Genomic DNA, 17,642 nt, shown 5'->3' with positions numbered 1-17,642 from the left:
GAACCCCGCATGATTCGAACAACCGAATCACGTCACGTGATTCGCACCCATTCGCTGGAGGAAATTTCATGGCCGCCAAAGACACGAACGAAGACGCGAAGTCTGACGACCAGGATGCCGGCCATTCGCTTGATATGAGCCAAGCCGCCGTCAAAAAGATGATTGGCGAAGCCCGTGAAAAGGGCTATATCACCTACGATCAGCTGAACACCGTTCTGCCCCCTGACCAAGTCAGCTCGGAGCAGATCGAGGATGTGATGTCGATGCTGTCCGAAATGGGCATCAACGTGATCGAAGACGAAGAAGCCGAAGAAGAAGACGCCAAGGGCGGGACAGAAATTGCGACCACGGAAAGCAACCGTGATGTGGCGCTGTCCTCTGGCACGTCCGAAAAGCTGGACCGCACGGATGACCCCGTTCGCATGTATTTGCGCGAGATGGGATCGGTCGAACTGCTGAGCCGCGAGGGCGAGATTGCCATCGCCAAGCGGATCGAGGCAGGACGCAACACGATGATCGCGGGGCTGTGTGAAAGCCCGCTGACCTTCCAGGCGATCACGATCTGGCGCGACGAACTTTTGTCCGAAGACATTTTGCTGCGCGATGTCATCGACCTCGAGGCGACATTCGGCACCCAGATGGGCGACGAAGAAGAAACGACTCCGGTCGTGCCAACCGCGGGCACCGAGACAAAGCCCGCCGAAAGCACAAGCGAAGTTGACGCCGACGGCAACCCGATCTCGAACGACGACGACGACGAGGATGATGACGAACAGGCCAACATGTCGCTGGCCGCAATGGAAGCCGCGCTGAAGCCGCAAGTGCTGGAAGCGCTCGACATCATTGCCGATGACTACGTCAAGTTGAGCCAAATTCAGGACAGCCGGATTTCGGCTACCCTGAACGAGGACGGCACCTTTTCGAAGACCGATGAGGAAGAATACCAGCGCGTCCGCTCCGAGATCGTGGCTTTGGTCAACGACCTGCACCTGCACAACAACCGTATCGAAGCGCTGATCGACCAGCTTTACGGCATCAACCGCCGCATCATGCAGATCGACTCTGCGATGGTGAAGCTTGCCGACCAGGCGCGCATCAACCGCAAGGAATTCGTCGACTCCTATCGCGGCTACGAGCTGGACCCCAACTGGATGGAGCGGATGGCCGAGAAATCCGGTCGCGGCTGGCAGATGTTCATCGAACGGTCCTCTGACAAGGTGGATGAGCTGCGGGCCGATATGGCGCAGGTGGGTCAATACGTCGGTCTTGATATCTCTGAATTCCGCCGCATCGTGCAGCAGGTTCAGAAGGGCGAGAAAGAGGCCCGTCAGGCCAAGAAAGAAATGGTCGAGGCGAACTTGCGTCTCGTGATCTCGATCGCCAAGAAATACACCAACCGTGGCTTGCAGTTCCTTGATCTTATTCAGGAAGGGAACATCGGCCTGATGAAGGCCGTCGACAAGTTCGAATACCGTCGCGGCTATAAATTCTCGACCTATGCGACATGGTGGATCCGTCAGGCGATCACCCGTTCGATCGCCGACCAAGCGCGCACCATCCGTATTCCGGTGCATATGATCGAGACAATCAACAAGCTGGTTCGGACCGGCCGCCAGATGCTGCACGAGATTGGCCGCGAGCCGACGCCGGAGGAACTGGCCGAGAAACTGCAGATGCCGCTTGAAAAAGTGCGCAAGGTGATGAAGATCGCCAAAGAGCCGATCTCTCTTGAAACGCCTATTGGCGACGAGGAAGACAGCCAGCTTGGTGATTTCATCGAGGATAAGAATGCCGTGCTGCCGCTCGACAGTGCCATTCAGGAAAACCTCAAGGAGACCACGACACGGGTTCTGGCCAGCCTCACCCCGCGCGAGGAACGGGTGCTGCGGATGCGCTTCGGCATCGGCATGAACACCGACCACACGTTGGAAGAAGTCGGACAGCAGTTCAGCGTGACCCGCGAACGTATCCGTCAGATCGAGGCGAAGGCGCTGCGCAAGCTCAAGCACCCAAGCCGGTCGCGCAAGCTGCGGTCGTTCCTCGATCAGTAAGCGCTTGATCGCGAGAGTTTTGAAAGGCGGGTGTTCAGGCACCCGCCTTTTTTCATGCGCTGAAGCGACGATCTCGAAGCTGTGAATTTAAAATCCCGCCGCGCAGCCTATCTGTGAACCACGCACCAAACAGGAGCCGCCATGAAACGCCTTGCCCTTGCCGCCATTCTCTCTGCCGCCCCGCTCGCCGCGTTTGCGCAATCCTTTACCGCGGTAAACGAGCTGCAGGTCATCCCGCTGTCGGGCGCATCCTTCGAGGTGATCGAGGATCATGGCGAAGGGGCCAGGGGCATGTGGTGTGCCGCCGCCGAATTTGCCGAGGAAAGGCTGGGCACGCCAAGCGCCGCTGAGATCTACGTCAAGACGCCGCGCGGGCCATCTATCAGCGGGGTAGGGCGCACGGGCGTCGTCTTTACCTTGAATGATGCAGAGCTGTCAGAGCCTGCGTTCAAATCCTATTCGGTATCGGTGCGCAACGCGGGTCAGGCCCTGCCCATGGGTCACGCCATCCAGTTCTGCAAGGACTACATCCTTGAACTTAAAGACTTTTGAAAACTAGGAATACCACAATGAAAACCCCGACCACCGCTTTCGTACTGGCCACATTGGCAACGACCCCAGCCTTCGCACAGGCCTATGTGCCGAATGACCGTCTGACTTTCACACCGACCGAGGGCGGCGTGCATATCAGCGGCAGCACCGGCTTTGGTGCGCGCGGGCATTGGTGTGCCGCGGCGGATTATGCGCTGCGGGAAATGGGCGCGCAGGACAGCCAAAAGCTATATGTAAGCGAACCGCGCGCGCGTGGTTTTGGCGGCGATGGTGGTGTCACCTTCACGCTGGTTCCCGCGGGGCTGACCCCATCGCCCGTCGTTATCCTGGGCGGATCCTTGACCAAGGCCGGGTCGGCCATGACCATCAGCCACGGGATCACGCTCTGCGGTGGTTTGCAATCGCCCGGGCGTTGAGGCTAGCCTGACCCATCAGCACAAGGCGGGCGGAATGAATAGCGAGTTTACGGTCAAGACCGGCGGGCAGGGGCTCTACGAGGTGACGGATCAGGTGCATCGGGCGCTATCGGGGCACCGTTCTGACGGGTTGGTGACGCTGTTTCTGCGCCATACCTCCGCCTCGCTGCTTATTCAGGAAAACGCGGACCCGGATGTGCAGCGCGATCTGCTTGCCTACTTTTCGCGTCTGGTGCCACCTGCGGATGACCCGTCAATGGCTTACCTCCGGCATACGCTGGAAGGACCAGATGACATGCCCGCGCACATCAAGGCGGCAGTGCTGCCCGTGACGCTCAGCATCCCCGTGGTTGCAGGCCGCATGGCGTTAGGCACATGGCAAGGCATCTATCTGTTCGAACACCGCGACGCGCCCCATAGCAGACGCATCGCGGTGCATTTCGCCTGAACTCAATCCACCGGCATCAAGTGGATCTCGCGCACGGCTGCGTGGGCCGGTGCCTCTAGCGCGTGCATCACGGCCGATGCCACGTCTTCTGGTTTCAGCTTGTCGGGCTTGGCTTCGTCAAAGAACGCCGTGTCCACCATCCCGGGAGAGACAACCATACAGCGCCCACCCCATTCCGCCATTTCGTCGGCGAGGTTGCCCGCAAAGCCATGGATAAAGAACTTGGTCGCGCCGTAGATCGACCCTTTGATGTGGCGGCGTCCTGCGGCGGAACCGGTCACAACATACTGCCCCGTGGTCTTGCGCAGATATGGCATCGCGGCATGGGCCGTATAGAGCGCGCCCATCACGTTCAGATCGATCATCGATTTCCAGTCGTCCGGGTCACCCTTTTCGGTTCCGCCCGGCGATGTCCCCCGTCCTGCATTGGCAAAGACAGCATCGATTTGCCCGAACTTCTGGGCAAGACGGCTCATGGCCTGTTCCTGATCGTCGTATTGCGTGGCGTCCCCGGTCAGCACCAGCGCCTGATCCCCGATCTCGCGCGCGAGATCTTTCAGCTTGTCTTCGCTGCGGGCGAAAAGCCCGACGTTCCAGCCGGCCTTGGCCGCAGCGCGGGCGGTGGCTGCGCCGATCCCGCTTGAGGCTCCGGTGATGAAAAGCGTCTTGGTCATAGTCAATTCCTTTCAGATCAGTCGTCTTGCAGGGACAACGCATGGTATCAGGCAAAGTTCAGGGCAGTTTTCCCCGCTACAACATATAGATGGGCATTTCGCCCCTACCCAAAACCTCGCGTTGGTCCTATAGTTTTGGGGAATGGGGGTGTTTCACCCCCTATTGAGCAGGTTTAAGATAAGGGGACCGGCTATGCGCTGCCCGTTTTGCGGAAATATCGACACCCAAGTTAAAGACAGCCGCCCGGCCGAGGATCACGTTTCGATCCGCCGCCGTCGTTTCTGTCCCGCCTGCGGGGGCCGGTTTACCACCTACGAACGGGTGCAATTGCGCGATCTGGTTGTCGTCAAAACCTCGGGCAAGCGCGAGGATTTCGACCGTGACAAGCTGGAACGCTCCATCCGGATCTCGATGCAGAAACGCCCGATTGATCCCGAACGGATCGATCAGATGATCAGCGGCATCGTGCGCCGTTTGGAAAGCATGGGCGAAACCGATGTCGGATCGAAACAGATCGGCGAGATCGTGATGGAGGCACTGGCCCGCATCGACACCGTCGCCTACGTCCGCTTTGCCAGCGTCTACAAGAACTTTCAGGCAGCAGATGATTTCGATAAATTCGTGCAGGAACTGCGGCCCGATACCCCTGCGGACGAATAAGTATGTCTGACGACGCGCGCTTTATGGCGCTGGCCTTGTCGCTGGGCCGGCGCGGGCAGGGGGCTGTCTGGCCCAATCCCGCCGTGGGCTGCGTCATCGTGCAAAAAGGCCGCATTGTCGGGCGTGGCTGGACCCAGCCGGGCGGCAGGCCCCATGCGGAACCCCAAGCGCTGCGTCAGGCAGGGCCGGCGGCACAGGGGGCGACGGTCTATGTCACCCTCGAACCCTGCGCCCATACCGGCAAGACGCCGCCCTGTGCTGATGCGCTTGTCGCCGCCAAGCCTGCGCGCGTGGTGATCGCCTGCACCGACAGCGATCCACGCGTCAGCGGCAAGGGCATTGCGATCCTCCGTGCGGCGGGCATTATCGTTGACGTGGGCGTGCTCGAAGATGAAGCCCGCGCGGATCACTTGGGCTTTTTCCTGCGTGTCGACGAAGGCCGCCCGATGGTGACGCTCAAGCTCGCGAATAGCTTTGACGGTCGGATTGCGACCGCGTCGGGCGAAAGCCAATGGATCACAGCCGCGCCCGCCCGCCGCGTGGTCCATGCCATGCGCAGTCGCCATGACGCGGTCATGGTGGGCGGTGGCACGGCGCGGCAGGATGACCCCAGCCTGACCGTGCGCGACCTTGGCACCACGCGCCAGCCGACACGGATCGTTGTGTCGAACGGACTGGACATCCCCCTGAATGGCGCGCTCGCCAGAACCGCCAATGACATCCCCCTGATCCTTTGCCACGGCCCCAAGGCCCCGGCAGAGCTGATCGAGACGTGGGAAAGCCTTGGCGCGACGCTGATCTCTTGCACACCAAAGATGGGCCAGATCGACGCCGATGACATGCTCCAGCAGCTTGGCCGCCACGGTCTGACACGCATCTTCTGCGAGGGCGGCGGCGGACTGGCTGCGACGCTGCTAAAGGCGGATCTCGTGGATCAACTCGTCGGGTTTACGGCGGGTCTGGCCCTTGGCGCGGACGGCTTGCCCGCCATCGCGCCGCTGCAGCTTCAACGTCTGGCACAGGCCCCGCGCTTCACCCTGGCCGAAACTTCGCGCATCGGCCCCGACCTCCTCCACATCTGGGCCCGCGGCAACACGCCCGCCTAACCCCTTCCAAATGGCTTAAAATCCCGGGGGCGCGGGGGCTGGCCCCCGCATCTGACCGGCACATGGGCTGGCCCCGCTCTACTATCGCCGCCGCCACAAATGCGCCTGTGTGGCAAACACGCCCTGCAGCTTCGCCAGCACCCGGTTCGCCACCCCGCGCCGCGGCAGATCACCCGAGGCCAACCGCTCTACCACAACCTCGACCGGGCAGGCGGTACCGCTGCGCGGATCAAAGTAGCGCGGATAATCGATCAGGGCGGCATGCGCCAAACCTTCGATGCTCACCTCTGCCCTTCGCCGCGCCGGGATATCCCCGCGGTCTTCGGTCAGCCCCCAGCCCGCGTAGAAGGGGGCACCTAAGGTGGCGACCTTGACGCCGCGCAGCAGGGCCTCGAACCCCAGCAGCGATGTCATGGTCCAAACCTCATCCACATGCGCCAGCAGGGCGATGGGGTCGGCATCGGTCAGCACACGGTCCGCCAGCCCGCCTGCGTCAATCGCGCCGCGGCGCAGCCCGGCCTCTACATCGGGATGGGGCTTGTACAGGATCACGGCGTCGGGATGTGCGGTGCGCGCGGCTTGTAGCAGCGCCAGATTGGTGGATACCGCATCGGTGCCCGCACGGATGGAGGCGTCGTCCTCCACCTGACCCGGTACCAGAATGCGCCGTCCGGCGGGCAGGGCGTCCAGATCGCCACCGCCGCCAAGGTTATACTTGCTCAGCCCCGCGTCGCGCAGCACCGCAATCAACCGTGCCGCGCGGCGCGACTGGTCGGGGCGCATTTTGGCGCGCGACGTGATCAGCTGTTCCAACCGGCTGGGGCTGCGCGGGTCATAGTAGATACCCAGATCATCGCAGACCAGCGACAGGGGCGGCACCAGATCGGCCCCCAATCCGCGCGAGCGCAGGAAACCGTCTTCCACCCGCATGGCACCGGCATGGGCCTGCGTTGCTTTCGAGGCCCAGACCATCCAGGGCTTGCCTGTGGCGCGGGCGGCCTTTGGATCATTCTGGTAGGTCACCGGCGACCAGCGGCCAAAGAAACGCTGTAAGGGCTGACGTTTCCACAGGCGCATGTCAGAGGCGACCCAGCCCCGGTGGTCTTCGCGCCAGGCCCGGGTCTGCGCGGCCATCGCCTCTATCACCGTTTCCAGATCACACAGGCAGTCACGGTGCGGATCGTACCATTTGGGATAAAGGATCATCGCTCCTGCAAAAAGTTGCGCACGGGTCAGCACACGTTGGCGCCGCTGCACGGGGAATTCGTCTTCGGTCAGGCCCCATCCCGCATAGAAGGGCTGCCCGAAGACCCGGGGCTTGTGGCCTGCAAAGATCGCCTCGAACCCCATCTGTGACGACACGGTATAGACACGTACGGCACCTTCAAACAGGGTCCAGGGGCTGATGGGTGCGGTCAGCAGGGTGATGCGGTCGTTGGCGTCCTCAAGCCCGAAATGACCGCTGCGATAGCCCTTTGCGGTTTCCGGATGGGTCTTGATGATGATCCGCGCGCCGGGGTTCTCTTGCTGGGCAAAGACCAGCATCTCAAGGAACCGCGACCGGTCCGCGCCCGAGGCCGCGACCGACGCATCACCCAAGGTCTGGTCGATCACCAGCACATAGCCGGGATCCGGTGCGGGGTGCGCGGTGTCGAACCCGCTGTATTTGGTCAGATGCGCCTCGGTGATGCGCTGGATGGCACCGCGCGCACGGTCCAGCAAAGCCGTGTCATCCAGCGGGTGGCTGGTCAGGATGTCCTCAAGCTCGGAGGGCTGTGCCGGGTCGAAATGCAGCCCCTTGTGATCGACCAGCAGCCCCAGCGGCGGCTCGCCTGCGCGACCGGGAAACAGCGACCGCAGCATCGCGTCTTCGACGCGGACAACGGGCAGCCCTTTTTGGGATGCGACGGCCAGCCCACGATGCGCGGTGCCAGCATTGCCCCAGACAGCGATGGCATCCCCGTCGCGCGGCATGCCCAGATGCAGGCTATAGCCCGACAGCTGCAAGATGCGCCGCACCCGCCGGTTGGTGATGAAGCCGCCGTTAAACACAAAAAGCCGCCGGTCCCGTGGGGAACCGGCGGCGGGTGTGTCGTATATTTCAGGCCCTAAAGCCATCGGCCCAGATCAGTTGCTCGACGCGAGCGACGACAGGTTGTTGACCGAGCTGGCCGACCCCGTGATCGAGGAGATGACCTTGCTCCATTGGGTGAAGGGGGCTTCGGTGACGTAGAGCGTATCGCCATCACGGATCACGAAATCGCGGGCCATGAACATGCCGTTGGGCTTGGTCAGGTCAAGCACATAGACCATGCGCTGTGCGCCTTGCAGGTCATTGCGGCCCAGAACCTGTGCCACGACCGCTTCGGGTTCGTTGCGGAAGACGAAAACACCTGTCGGGTCAGCGGTGCCCGCGTTCAGCCCGCCCACCTGTGCGATGCCTTCAAGCGCCGACAGGTTCTTGGTCTCGAACGGGACTTTCTGCTGCGCGCCGGTGGCACCAAGGGCCACGAAGGACCGTGTGTCTTCCTCGATCAGGATGCGATCCCCGCCGCGCAGGGCGATGTCGAGCTCTGGGTGGCTGTAAAGATCTTCAAGCCAGATTTTGCCCCGCTGATTGCCACGCAGCACGGTGACCTGCGCGATCTGGGGGGTGATGGTCACACCACCGGCCCGCGCCAGCATGGTGGCAAGCGTGCGTGTCGGGCGTTCAATCGCATAGACACCCTGCGCACCGACAGAGCCGACAAGCGACACGGTCGCCCCGTCACCGGCCAGACGGCGCACCTGAACCTGCGGGTCCGGCGTTTGTTCGGACAGTTTGTTGGTGATGATGCGGCGGATCGCTTCGGGGGAATTGCCAGCGGCCTTGATCCGGCCCGCGTAGGGCACAAAGATGAACCCCGAACCGTCGACCTGCACTTCTTCCAGCACCGTGGCGTTGGCCCCTTGGGCGGCCAGCAAGCCATCATCGACGTTTTCCCAGATCGTCAGCCCCAGCGTATCACCGGGGTTGATCGTATCCGACCCAAGCTGACCGGCGTTGATGAACCCCGGGCTAAAGCCAAGCGCGGGGGCGACGGCGGTGGCGCGGGTCACACGGTCGTTGACGGCGACAACAAATGCGTCGCCTTCCTTCTGGACCGATCCGGCAAAGATCTGACGTTTGTTTGGGCCAACCTGCGGAAGGCCACATGAAGATACCACGGCCATAGCCGCAAGTAATGCGATGGGACGCGCCCACCGGAAGGGTACGGATTTCACTGCCCGGTCTCCTCGACCTGTTCTTGTTCTGCCTCGAATTCGCCGATTTTTTCGGCGTAATTATCATCGGCTTAGCGCAGATTGGATCGAAAAGCTACTGTCTGGGCGAAAAACGCTCAGGTGACGGCCCGCAACTGTTGCCTTGGTGCCGCGGTTCCCAGCTCTAGCGCGTCGTAGGGGTCTTCGGGGGCAAGCATCATATCGACCACTTGCCGCATCAACTGCGTGCGCGCGCGTGCCGCATAAAATCCGCCCGGTACCTGCGAAGTTTCCAGCAAATACCGGCGATAATCCTTGTAGGCCTTGTTATCGGGGCGCGAGGCGGCGGCAAAGAATTGCGCCAGCGGCTGGTCCGAGACGAATTCGGGTTTCGCATAGACGGCGCTGCCAAACACCTTGAGCGGAATTCCGCGCCACAGCACCTGCTGACCGGCGGTGGAGTTCACGGTAACGGCCGTGCGGGCATCGTTGAGCAGCTGCGCCAGCTTGCCGCCGCGCACGAAATGCACCCGGTCCGCGACACCCAGCTCTCGCGCCACCTGTTTGACCACGCGGCGCAGAGGTGCGCGGCCGTCTTCCAACGGATGGGCCTTCACAACAAGATGATGGTGGCGCGGCGCGCCCTTGGCGAAGCCTTCCAGCACCACGGTCAGGAAATCGGTCATCGTCTCGAAGGGGGAGTGTTCCTGGAACGAGCTGTCGTGCTCTAGTTGCAGCAGCGCCAGATGGTAGGGGAAGCCGCCGAGCCGGATACGCAGCGTTGCGATCAGCCGGTCCAGCGCCAGCGCGGGCATCAGCAGCAGCCGCTTGAGGTACAGCTTGAACTCCTTGGTCACCGGCAAGCTCCGATGCGGGCGGAAGTTGCGGTAGTCGCCGTTCCGGAAGAGCACAAACCAGTGATAGAGCGCGCCATAAAACACATGCTGGCGCATATCACCCCAATGACCGGGGGGGAGGGGGGCCTCCATATCCGAATTGGCCAGTGCGGCCTGCATCTGTTCGATGGACATGTCCATCAGCCGTGAATTGCCGTTGGACCCGCCGCGTTCATAGGTGACCCAATAGGGGCGCATGTAGCCTTCTTCAAAGACATGCACGGTCAGGCCGCGGGCCTTGGCCTCGGCCACGGCTTGGGCGTGGATCGGGCGGGTGTCGCCATAAAGCACGATATCTGTGACATCCTTGTCGGCGAGCAGCGCAACAAAGGTGTCTTTCCACGTGTCAGCTGTTCCGCGAAACGGGATATAGCTGCGCGGGTGGAACCAGAAGGCCCGATCGCCTGCGTTGAACCCCACACGCCAAACCTGCGCCCCCGCCAGACGAAGCATCTTGCCCAGACGGTTGAAGAAGGGGCCATGCGGCCCTTGCAGGAAAAGGAAGACCCGTTCACGGGGTGCTGCGGCGTTCATCGGTTACTTTCGGTTTATCTTGGTCATCGGGCAGACAAACACCGGATACCGGCGAAAATGTGGCGTGTCTGTGGACTTGTCATGCTGCGGGCAGAGGTCTACTTCGGTAGCGACCAGTATAGAAGAGGCAGGCGCATGTTTACAGGCATTATCACGGACATCGGAAAGATCACCAAGCTTGAACAGCAAGGCGACCTGCGCGCGCGGATCGAAACGGGCTATGATACCAGCGGCATCGACATGGGGGCCTCTATCGCCAGTGATGGCGTGTGCCTGACCGTGGTGGATCTGGGGGCCGATTGGTACGAGGTGCAGATCAGCGCCGAGACCGTGGACAAGACCAACCTTGGCGCATGGCAGGTCGGACGCCGTCTGAACCTTGAACGCGCGCTAAAGGTCGGGGACGAATTGGGCGGGCACATCGTGTCGGGCCATGTCGATGGCGTGGCCGAGGTGGTGGCGCTGCGCGACGAGGGCGACAGCACCCGCGTGACCCTGCGCGCGCCCGAGGATCTGGCGCGTTTCATTGCCCCCAAAGGCTCTGTCGCGCTGAACGGCACCTCGCTGACCGTGAACGAGGTCGACGGCTGCGATTTCGGCATCAACTTTATCCCCCACACCAAAGAGGTGACCACATGGGGTGATGTCGCTGTCGGGGACCGGATCAACCTGGAGATCGACACATTGGCCCGCTATGTTGCGCGGCTGGCAGAAATGTCGTGATCGCGGGGATCGGACATAATCAGGGCCCCAGCCTTGAGCGCGGCCAGAAGTGGCGCGCTTTCCAGTGGCAAAAAGCGCGCGAGGCGGCGATGCCTTCAGCGATCCCGCTGATGGTTGTCAAGATGCGCGTGGCGCGCGCCCGCGAGCTGGGGTTGGACTACAAGGCCTATGCCGCGATCCGTCAGGCCACCGGGCGCGATATTTTGGCGCTGCTGTTCTCGTCCAATGCGCTGCGGGTGGTGCGTGCGGGGGCACCGCATATCCCCCTGCGCGAGGCCGAGGTGCTGGACAAGGTGCAGCGCGCCCAAAAGCTGGCGCTGGTACATCGCCCGCTGCGGCCCGACAGTGTGGCACAGGCGAATTCCGTGCTGGATCACGTGGCCGAGGCCCCCAAGTTCACCGACAGCTGGAGCGCGATGCGCGATCATCTGGGGCAGGTGGTTCAAGGGCGCAAACTGGTCGGCGATCAGGTGCTGATCATCGGCGACACCGGATTGGAACGGGACTGGGCCACTGCGAGCAAGGCGGCGGGCTATGTGGAGGCCGCGCGCTATTTCGGGGCTTAACGCGGACCGCCGCGCGCGGTGACGGTGCGGAATTGAGTTTATTTGGCAAAATGAAGCAGGGAGGGGGGCGGCCCTGCTCTGGCAAAGGCGCGTGGGGTGGGGTATGTGCCAGAGCAGCAAAGAGTGAGGTGACCCCATGCAATTTGAAACGCCCGGACCGGTCGAGGCTGAATTGGCGGATGCCATCGCGCCCATCGAAGAGATCATCGAAGAGGCCCGGCAGGGTCGCATGTTCGTGCTGGTCGACCACGAAGACCGCGAGAACGAAGGCGATCTGGTAATCCCTGCGCAATTTGCGGATGCGGATGCGATCAATTTTATGGCCACCCACGGGCGCGGGCTGATCTGTCTGCCGATGACCGAGGAACGGGTCAACACGCTGGGTCTGCCGATGATGGCGGTGAATAACTCTGCCCGCCATGAAACAGCCTTTACCGTATCGATCGAAGCACGCGAGGGGGTGACCACCGGTATTTCCGCCGCCGACCGTGCGCTGACCGTCAAGGTCGCCATCGACGAGGATAAAGGTGCGGTGGATATCGCCACGCCGGGGCATGTGTTTCCGCTGCGCGCACGCGATGGCGGTGTCCTGGTCCGCGCGGGCCACACCGAGGCTGCCGTCGATATCTCGCGCCTTGCAGGGCTGCATCCGTCGGGTGTGATCTGCGAGATCATGAAGGAAGACGGGACCATGGCCCGTCTGCCGGATCTGGTTGCCTTCTGTCAGCAGCACGACATGAAGATCGGCACGATCAGCGATCTGATCGCCTATCGCCACAAGCATGACAATCTGCTGGTGGAGCGCGACAGCCGCACTGTGACCTCTGCCTATGGGGGTGACTGGAAGATGCAGATTTTCACCGACGAGATCAGCGGCACCGATCATGTGGTCCTGTCCAAGGGCGATATCACGACGGATGCGCCGGTTCTGGTTCGCACCCATGCGATCAACGCGCTTGAGGATATCCTCGGCCTCGGGCCAAGCCCCGCCGACGAATTGCCACGCGCGATGCAGATCATCGCGGACGAAGGCCGTGGCGCGGTGCTGTTGTTCCGCGATCCCGACCCGCGGTTGCGTTTCGAGGACGAAGAGGATGATCGCCCCCGTACCGTCAAACGCACCGGCCTTGGGTCGCAGATCATGGCGAGCCTTGGGTTGCACCAGCTGATCTTGCTGACGGATAACCCCGATACGCGCTATCTGGGGCTGGACGCCTATGACCTTAGCATCGTGGGCACGCGCCCCATCACGCAGGAGTAAATGCAATGGCTGCTGGAAATCATACGACGCTGACCACGCCGCGCTTTGACACGCCGGTTAAGGTTCTGATCGTCATTTCGCCCTATTACTCGGACATCGCCGAGGGCTTGCTGAAAGGCACCAAGGCAGAGCTCGAGGCCGCCGGGGCTGAATGGGACGTGGTGGAAATGCCCGGAGCGCTGGAAATCCCGACCGCCATCGGTATCTCTGACCGCAAGAACAATTTTGACGGCTACGTGGCGCTTGGCTGTGTCATCCGCGGCGAGACGACGCATTACGAGACCGTGTGCAACGACAGCAGCCGCGCCTTGCAGCTGATGGGGTTGCAGGGCATCTGTATCGGCAACGGCATCCTGACCGTCGAGAACCACGAACAGGCCGCCGTGCGCGCCGATCCGGAGGGGCAAAACAAGGGCGGCGGTGCGGCAGCTGCGGCCTTGCATCTGATCGCGCTGAGCCGTAAGTGGGGCGACATTCGCAAAGACATCGGTTTCAAGCCGCGCTCGGATGAATATCTGATGGCGGGCGACAATGACGGACCCAAGACAGCATGACATCCTCCGCCGGCCTTTCGGGCAATCAAAAACGCAAGATGAAATCAGCTTCGCGGCTTTATGCCGTGCAGGCCCTGTTCCAGATGGAGCATTCCTCGCAAAGCTTTGACACCGTGCGCAAGGAGTTCCTTGAGCACCGCTTTGGCGCCAGTTACGACGGTCAGGAAATGATCGATGGTGACATCCGGCATTTTGCAGACCTGCTTGAGACGGCGGTGAACTATCAGGCGGCGATTGACCAGATGACCGACCGTGCGCTGGTGGCTAAATGGGCCATCGCGCGGATCGACCCTACTTTGCGTGCCTTGTTCCGCGCTGCCGGTGCCGAGCTGCGCGCGCAGGAAACGCCGCCGCGGGTTGTGATCAACGAATATGTCGACGTGGCCCGTGCATTCTTTGAGGGGGGCGACGAGCCGAAGTTCGTGAATGCCGTTCTGGATCATATGGCCCGCGAAGCCCGTCCGGAAGAGTTCTGAGCCGGACAGGCTCAGATCATCGTCTTTGGTCGACAGCGACGGACCAGCGAACAACGTGATATTTTCGGGCTGATATTTTCGGGAAAGTGTGACGGGACCACCGCTGCCGTTCTGTTCTATATTCCCGAGGACCTGTATGTACAGGTGGGCGCCAGATAAACGAACCAGGGCTCGAACAGAGCCAGCTCCCTCGGATTTGCTTAAGGCCACTGGAATGTAACTTTTACAAACAGGGCAGAACCCGTCACCCCCGTTAAGTAGGCGCGACCATCGCCTGCGACAAGGGGTATTCTAGCTTGGCTCGGTGTTTTCGACAAAGCGGTAGCGGGTCAGCTCTTCGGGCAGCAGCAGATAGATTTCATCGGGCGGCGTGACCAGCGCGTGCTGCATGACCAGCGGGTCGATGCCCATCTGATCCAGATAGGTCATGACCTCGCCTTGGCCGCGCTGGATGTCCTCCACCGCGACAAAGGCGGGGAGCAGGGTGCTTTCACCGAAAAAATGCTGGTGCACCCCGACAGAGGCATCCTCAGGCACGTCGCGGCTGGTGCCTGCGGCCAATAGATAGGGGCAGGCGGAATAGCAGATATCGCCACTGCGCAAGGCGGTCGTGAGCTCAGCATCCCGCAGATACCGCCCCAGACGCAGCGCGTCGCTGACCGACCCACCAGGCGAATTCAGGATCACGCCCTCGGGTTGGGGATCAAGTGCGGAGATCTGTTTCTCGATGCGTTCGGCATCACCCGCCATAATGCCCCCTTCCAGCAGCACGCGCGCGCCGCCTTCGATCACGGTCAGGGTCAGCCGTTCGGGCAGGGGCGTGTCCGGCATGGGACGGCCGCCGGGGCGGGCGCGGTCGGGTTGAAACCGGCGGGTCTGGTCGCCGGGTCGCGTGGGTTCGGTCAGCCCCGGGGCACGCGGGCCAAAGCCGGGCAGGCGCAGCCCCTCGTCCAGATCACCCCAAAAAAGCAGCCCCGCCAATCCCAGCTGAAAGATCAGAACGCCGCCCAGAACCCGTGCCACGGGAGGGCGTTTGGAGGGATCACGTCGCAGTTTCATGTGGTTTTCGAAGGCGTGCTAAGGGCAGGATTCTCGGTCACGATATCATGGGGCGCGCTTTCATCGCGGTCTTCACGCGCGTCCTCATCAACAGATGTGCCCTTCATCGCCGCATCCATGTCACGCATTGCCAGCACCGCGGCCCGCAGTTCGGCAAGGGTGAGTGTTTCCTCGATCGCGCTGCCCTCGCGACCTTCGCGGATCGCCCCTTGGGTGATGGCGAGAATGAAGACCAGCACGGCGGGCAACAGATCAATGGCAATCGCGCCGGCCCAGGAGGGCACGAAGTTGCGCGCGTATTTGATCACCGCGTCGGCGCTGGAAATCGGGGTGTAGGTCGTCTCTGTTGGCGGGGCCATGGCCAGCACGTCTTGGGCCGCACGCTCCAGTGTGGCGGCACGTTGGGCCAGAACCTCAAGCACGGCACTGATGGTCGAGGCCTGATTGCCCCGCACCTCGACACTGCTGCCATCCAGTTCTGGCAGCACGACCGAGGCCGACAGATCCTGCGCGGCGCGTTCGACCAGCGGGGCGACTGACAGTTGCCGCAAGCGCGTGATCAACCCGGCAAGCCGCACGGCCTGTTCGGAAAATTCGACCGATCGCGCTTCCACCGGACCTGGTTCGACCGTCAGCGCGCGCATCCGGCTAAGGATCTGGTTGCCCTCGACAAAGGCGTCATTGACCAGCGGGGTCTGGGTGGCGATCTGCGCCTCCAGCCCCGACAGCTCTGCCGATTTCTGACGCAGCACGCGGAACACGGCACCACGCCCCGCCAAGCCCGACAGCCCGCCCGTGGCCTCCTGTTCGCTCAGATCCTCGAAGCTTTGACGAACACGGGCAACGTCCCGCTCCAGCCCTTGGGCGGAAAGGGTGATCTCATGCGCGCGCTCCAGTGAGCCTTGGTAATCCTGCACGGTCTCGGCCAGATGCTGTTCCACCGCAGCGGATCCGGCAAGGGCGGCGGCGTTCAGCCAGCTCGACATGGCGATGATCGCGACGCTTCCCAGCGACATGGCCCCCAACAGCCCGACCCGCGCACGGGCGCTGCGCACCGCCGGAAACAGGCGCAGCATATAGGACCAGAACACAAAGATGCCCACGGAAACAGCAGCGGAATAGGCGATCGCGGCAAAGGCCGACATCGCCCCGTTGTCATCCAGCAAGGACGACACCCCAAGATAGGTGTAGATGCCCGACGCCACCGCCAGCACCCCAAGCGCTGTGCCCGAAAACGTATCGAGCCAGCCCAGATGCCCTTCGAGTTCGCGCGCATAGCGGATGCCGCGCTGTTGATGTGTCGAGTTTTCGCCGTCGCGCGCCATATGCCCACCCTGTTTTCTTTTGAACTAGATAGGTTGCGCGCTGCGGATTACCAAGCGCTTGCCTGATGTTCATGAATTGTTCATATTGCTCCCATGACCCAGACCGACCTGATGACCGCCCCGACCTTGCAACCCGGACAGTTGATTGCCCGTGGTGTGACCCGCCAGCTTGCCGCACTCGGTTTCGCGAGCGTGGAAGAGTTGGTGCCCACGCGCGGCCTGCGGGTGGATGTGATGGCGCTTGGCCCCAAGGGGGAGATCTGGATCGTCGAATGCAAATCCAGCCGCGCCGATTTCATGTCCGACAGCAAGTGGGACGGGTACCTCGAATGGGCCGACAGGTTCTTTTGGGCGGTGGATGCGGATTTCGACGTCGACCTGCTGCCCGAGGACACCGGCCTGTTTATCGGCGACAGCTACGGGGCAGAGCTCGTGCGCATGGGACCGGAAACCCGACTGGCTGCCGCGCGCCGCAAAAAGATGACCCATCTCTTTGCCACCCATGCCGCGCGCAGGCTGCATATGTTGCGCGACCCGCATGCCATGCCGCAGTGGGGCTAGGGTACATCAATATTCCAAATGGAAAATATCCCGGGGGTGCCGCGCAAAGGCGCGGCGGGGGCTGGCCCCCATCCCGACCGGGCAACGTGCTTTATCGCTTGTTCTTGCCAGCTTTGCCCGCACGATGGGCTGCGGCCATAATCTCTTCCGCGATTTCAACGGCTTCATCCGTGGTGAAATCCATCGGGATCTCGATCCCGCCTTCCGCTTCGATGAACAGCCGGACCATGCCCTTATCGGTTGGCCCGATTTGCAGGTTGGCTTCAATGTCGCGTTCTGTGTCGATGCCCATGAGGTTTCTCCGAAACTGTGTCAGGTCCCGTACCCTGCGGCGCTGGAAATGGCAAGTTTTGCCATTCTCACCTGCGACAGGACAAATCGAAGTTTGCGACGGATATGTGCTTGCATTCCTTTTTCATGAACGCTAGATCGACCGCAGTGCCGCCTTAGCTCAGTTGGTTAGAGCGCCTGATTGTGGATCAGGAGGTCCCTGGTTCGAGACCAGGAGGTGGTACCACTCCCCCCTCAATAAAATT

19 protein-coding genes, 1 tRNA gene and 1 other RNA gene are annotated in these 17,642 nt (G+C 62.0%); 13 read left to right on the top strand and 8 right to left on the bottom strand.

Features of this window, described 5'->3' with window-relative positions; genetic code table 11:
* The first annotated feature begins 68 nt into the window (after nt 1-68).
* The 4 genes from rpoD to ACTRWK_RS01565 all read left to right on the top strand — a co-directional run bounded on the left by rpoD (nt 69) and on the right by ACTRWK_RS01565 (nt 3,467).
* Entirely contained in the window at nt 69-2,051 is a 1,983-nt protein-coding gene (gene rpoD / locus ACTRWK_RS01580; RefSeq protein WP_289081229.1) for an RNA polymerase sigma factor RpoD, read from the top strand.
* Between the two features lie 141 nt (nt 2,052-2,192).
* On the top strand, nt 2,193-2,603 hold the full coding sequence (locus tag ACTRWK_RS01575) for a hypothetical protein (RefSeq protein WP_289081230.1): 411 nt from the start codon (nt 2,193-2,195) through the stop codon (nt 2,601-2,603).
* A gap of 17 nt (nt 2,604-2,620) precedes the next feature.
* Entirely contained in the window at nt 2,621-3,019 is a 399-nt protein-coding gene (locus ACTRWK_RS01570) for a hypothetical protein (RefSeq protein ID WP_289081231.1), read from the top strand.
* A 34-nt stretch (nt 3,020-3,053) separates the two neighbouring features.
* Nucleotides 3,054-3,467 carry a secondary thiamine-phosphate synthase enzyme YjbQ gene (locus tag ACTRWK_RS01565; RefSeq protein WP_289081232.1) on the top strand — a complete coding sequence of 138 codons (414 nt, stop codon included), beginning with the start codon at nt 3,054-3,056 and terminating at the stop codon, nt 3,465-3,467.
* Nucleotides 3,468-3,469: 2 nt separating this feature from the next.
* Here ACTRWK_RS01565 and ACTRWK_RS01560 read toward each other — a convergent pair whose 3' ends face one another.
* Nucleotides 3,470-4,141 carry an SDR family oxidoreductase gene (locus ACTRWK_RS01560; RefSeq protein ID WP_005849231.1) on the bottom strand — a complete coding sequence of 224 codons (672 nt, stop codon included), beginning with the start codon at nt 4,139-4,141 and terminating at the stop codon, nt 3,470-3,472.
* A 193-nt stretch (nt 4,142-4,334) separates the two neighbouring features.
* On the opposite strand from ACTRWK_RS01560, the gene nrdR reads away from it, so the two are divergent.
* Together nrdR and ribD are read left to right on the top strand one after the other, a co-directional pair.
* Nucleotides 4,335-4,802: a transcriptional regulator NrdR gene (gene nrdR / locus ACTRWK_RS01555; protein WP_005849229.1), complete on the top strand. Its 468-nt coding sequence runs from the start codon at nt 4,335-4,337 to the stop codon at nt 4,800-4,802.
* Between the two features lie 2 nt (nt 4,803-4,804).
* Entirely contained in the window at nt 4,805-5,908 is a 1,104-nt protein-coding gene (gene ribD, locus ACTRWK_RS01550; RefSeq protein WP_289081233.1) for a bifunctional diaminohydroxyphosphoribosylaminopyrimidine deaminase/5-amino-6-(5-phosphoribosylamino)uracil reductase RibD, read from the top strand.
* A gap of 81 nt (nt 5,909-5,989) precedes the next feature.
* On the opposite strand, the gene ACTRWK_RS01545 is transcribed toward ribD, so the two are convergent.
* The 3 genes from ACTRWK_RS01545 to ACTRWK_RS01535 all read right to left on the bottom strand — a co-directional run bounded on the left by ACTRWK_RS01545 (nt 5,990) and on the right by ACTRWK_RS01535 (nt 10,581).
* Nucleotides 5,990-8,026, bottom strand: coding sequence for a capsular polysaccharide biosynthesis protein (locus ACTRWK_RS01545; protein ID WP_289081234.1), 2,037 nt, complete (start codon nt 8,024-8,026; stop codon nt 5,990-5,992).
* A gap of 9 nt (nt 8,027-8,035) precedes the next feature.
* Nucleotides 8,036-9,172, bottom strand: a complete 1,137-nt coding sequence (locus tag ACTRWK_RS01540; protein WP_456028256.1) for a polysaccharide biosynthesis/export family protein — start codon at nt 9,170-9,172, stop codon at nt 8,036-8,038.
* A gap of 116 nt (nt 9,173-9,288) precedes the next feature.
* Complete coding sequence (locus ACTRWK_RS01535; protein WP_037944615.1) at nt 9,289-10,581, bottom strand: capsule biosynthesis protein; 1,293 nt, start codon at nt 10,579-10,581, stop codon at nt 9,289-9,291.
* Nucleotides 10,582-10,716: 135 nt separating this feature from the next.
* On the opposite strand from ACTRWK_RS01535, the gene ACTRWK_RS01530 reads away from it, so the two are divergent.
* From ACTRWK_RS01530 to nusB, 5 genes are all read left to right on the top strand, one after another.
* Nucleotides 10,717-11,304, top strand: a complete 588-nt coding sequence (locus ACTRWK_RS01530) for a riboflavin synthase (protein WP_289081235.1) — start codon at nt 10,717-10,719, stop codon at nt 11,302-11,304.
* Complete coding sequence (locus ACTRWK_RS01525) at nt 11,301-11,870, top strand: hypothetical protein (protein WP_462843763.1); 570 nt, start codon at nt 11,301-11,303, stop codon at nt 11,868-11,870. The genes ACTRWK_RS01530 and ACTRWK_RS01525 overlap by 4 nt, the downstream gene beginning before the upstream one ends.
* Nucleotides 11,871-12,006: 136 nt before the next feature.
* Nucleotides 12,007-13,131: a 3,4-dihydroxy-2-butanone-4-phosphate synthase gene (gene ribB / locus ACTRWK_RS01520; protein ID WP_289081237.1), complete on the top strand. Its 1,125-nt coding sequence runs from the start codon at nt 12,007-12,009 to the stop codon at nt 13,129-13,131.
* Between the two features lie 5 nt (nt 13,132-13,136).
* Nucleotides 13,137-13,685, top strand: a complete 549-nt coding sequence (locus ACTRWK_RS01515) for a 6,7-dimethyl-8-ribityllumazine synthase (protein ID WP_340269578.1) — start codon at nt 13,137-13,139, stop codon at nt 13,683-13,685.
* Nucleotides 13,682-14,161 carry a transcription antitermination factor NusB gene (gene nusB, locus ACTRWK_RS01510; protein WP_005849213.1) on the top strand — a complete coding sequence of 160 codons (480 nt, stop codon included), beginning with the start codon at nt 13,682-13,684 and terminating at the stop codon, nt 14,159-14,161. The genes ACTRWK_RS01515 and nusB overlap by 4 nt, the downstream gene beginning before the upstream one ends.
* A gap of 90 nt (nt 14,162-14,251) precedes the next feature.
* Here nusB and ssrS read toward each other — a convergent pair.
* The 3 genes from ssrS to ACTRWK_RS01495 form a co-directional block, all read right to left on the bottom strand.
* Nucleotides 14,252-14,405, bottom strand: a non-coding RNA gene (ssrS, locus tag ACTRWK_RS01505) — 6S RNA.
* A 47-nt stretch (nt 14,406-14,452) separates the two neighbouring features.
* Nucleotides 14,453-15,220, bottom strand: coding sequence for a COG3904 family protein (locus tag ACTRWK_RS01500; protein ID WP_037944610.1), 768 nt, complete (start codon nt 15,218-15,220; stop codon nt 14,453-14,455).
* Nucleotides 15,217-16,545, bottom strand: a complete 1,329-nt coding sequence (locus ACTRWK_RS01495) for a hypothetical protein (RefSeq protein ID WP_037944609.1) — start codon at nt 16,543-16,545, stop codon at nt 15,217-15,219. The genes ACTRWK_RS01500 and ACTRWK_RS01495 overlap by 4 nt, the downstream gene beginning before the upstream one ends.
* 93 nt (nt 16,546-16,638) lie before the next feature.
* Between ACTRWK_RS01495 and ACTRWK_RS01490 the strand changes: the two genes are divergently transcribed.
* On the top strand, nt 16,639-17,106 hold the full coding sequence (locus ACTRWK_RS01490) for an MmcB family DNA repair protein (protein ID WP_009825034.1): 468 nt from the start codon (nt 16,639-16,641) through the stop codon (nt 17,104-17,106).
* Nucleotides 17,107-17,197: 91 nt separating this feature from the next.
* Here ACTRWK_RS01490 and ACTRWK_RS01485 read toward each other — a convergent pair whose 3' ends face one another.
* The gene (locus tag ACTRWK_RS01485; protein ID WP_005849205.1) at nt 17,198-17,398 is read right to left on the bottom strand and encodes a DUF6324 family protein; all 201 of its coding nucleotides are present in this window, start codon (nt 17,396-17,398) and stop codon (nt 17,198-17,200) included.
* Nucleotides 17,399-17,546: 148 nt separating this feature from the next.
* On the opposite strand from ACTRWK_RS01485, the gene ACTRWK_RS01480 reads away from it, so the two are divergent.
* Nucleotides 17,547-17,623, top strand: a tRNA-His gene (locus tag ACTRWK_RS01480).
* The last annotated feature ends 19 nt before the right edge of the window (nt 17,624-17,642 follow it).

The sequence above is a fragment of the Sulfitobacter sp. G5_S2_6_S6 genome (assembly GCF_054968505.1).
This window is presented reverse-complemented; position numbering and strand designations above follow the sequence as displayed.

Coding starts and splice junctions, on each gene's coding strand:
- nusB (WP_005849213.1), top strand. CDS start 13,682: ATGACATCCTCCGCCGGCCTTTCGGGCAATCAAAAACGCAAGATGAAA.
- ACTRWK_RS01545 (WP_289081234.1), bottom strand. CDS start 8,026: ATGGCTTTAGGGCCTGAAATATACGACACACCCGCCGCCGGTTCCCCA.
- ACTRWK_RS01575 (WP_289081230.1), top strand. CDS start 2,193: ATGAAACGCCTTGCCCTTGCCGCCATTCTCTCTGCCGCCCCGCTCGCC.
- ACTRWK_RS01560 (WP_005849231.1), bottom strand. CDS start 4,141: ATGACCAAGACGCTTTTCATCACCGGAGCCTCAAGCGGGATCGGCGCA.
- ACTRWK_RS01485 (WP_005849205.1), bottom strand. CDS start 17,398: ATGGGCATCGACACAGAACGCGACATTGAAGCCAACCTGCAAATCGGG.
- ACTRWK_RS01490 (WP_009825034.1), top strand. CDS start 16,639: ATGACCCAGACCGACCTGATGACCGCCCCGACCTTGCAACCCGGACAG.
- ACTRWK_RS01565 (WP_289081232.1), top strand. CDS start 3,054: ATGAATAGCGAGTTTACGGTCAAGACCGGCGGGCAGGGGCTCTACGAG.
- nrdR (WP_005849229.1), top strand. CDS start 4,335: ATGCGCTGCCCGTTTTGCGGAAATATCGACACCCAAGTTAAAGACAGC.
- ACTRWK_RS01530 (WP_289081235.1), top strand. CDS start 10,717: ATGTTTACAGGCATTATCACGGACATCGGAAAGATCACCAAGCTTGAA.
- ACTRWK_RS01500 (WP_037944610.1), bottom strand. CDS start 15,220: ATGAAACTGCGACGTGATCCCTCCAAACGCCCTCCCGTGGCACGGGTT.
- ACTRWK_RS01535 (WP_037944615.1), bottom strand. CDS start 10,581: ATGAACGCCGCAGCACCCCGTGAACGGGTCTTCCTTTTCCTGCAAGGG.
- ACTRWK_RS01570 (WP_289081231.1), top strand. CDS start 2,621: ATGAAAACCCCGACCACCGCTTTCGTACTGGCCACATTGGCAACGACC.
- ribB (WP_289081237.1), top strand. CDS start 12,007: ATGCAATTTGAAACGCCCGGACCGGTCGAGGCTGAATTGGCGGATGCC.
- rpoD (WP_289081229.1), top strand. CDS start 69: ATGGCCGCCAAAGACACGAACGAAGACGCGAAGTCTGACGACCAGGAT.
- ACTRWK_RS01515 (WP_340269578.1), top strand. CDS start 13,137: ATGGCTGCTGGAAATCATACGACGCTGACCACGCCGCGCTTTGACACG.
- ACTRWK_RS01495 (WP_037944609.1), bottom strand. CDS start 16,545: ATGGCGCGCGACGGCGAAAACTCGACACATCAACAGCGCGGCATCCGC.
- ribD (WP_289081233.1), top strand. CDS start 4,805: ATGTCTGACGACGCGCGCTTTATGGCGCTGGCCTTGTCGCTGGGCCGG.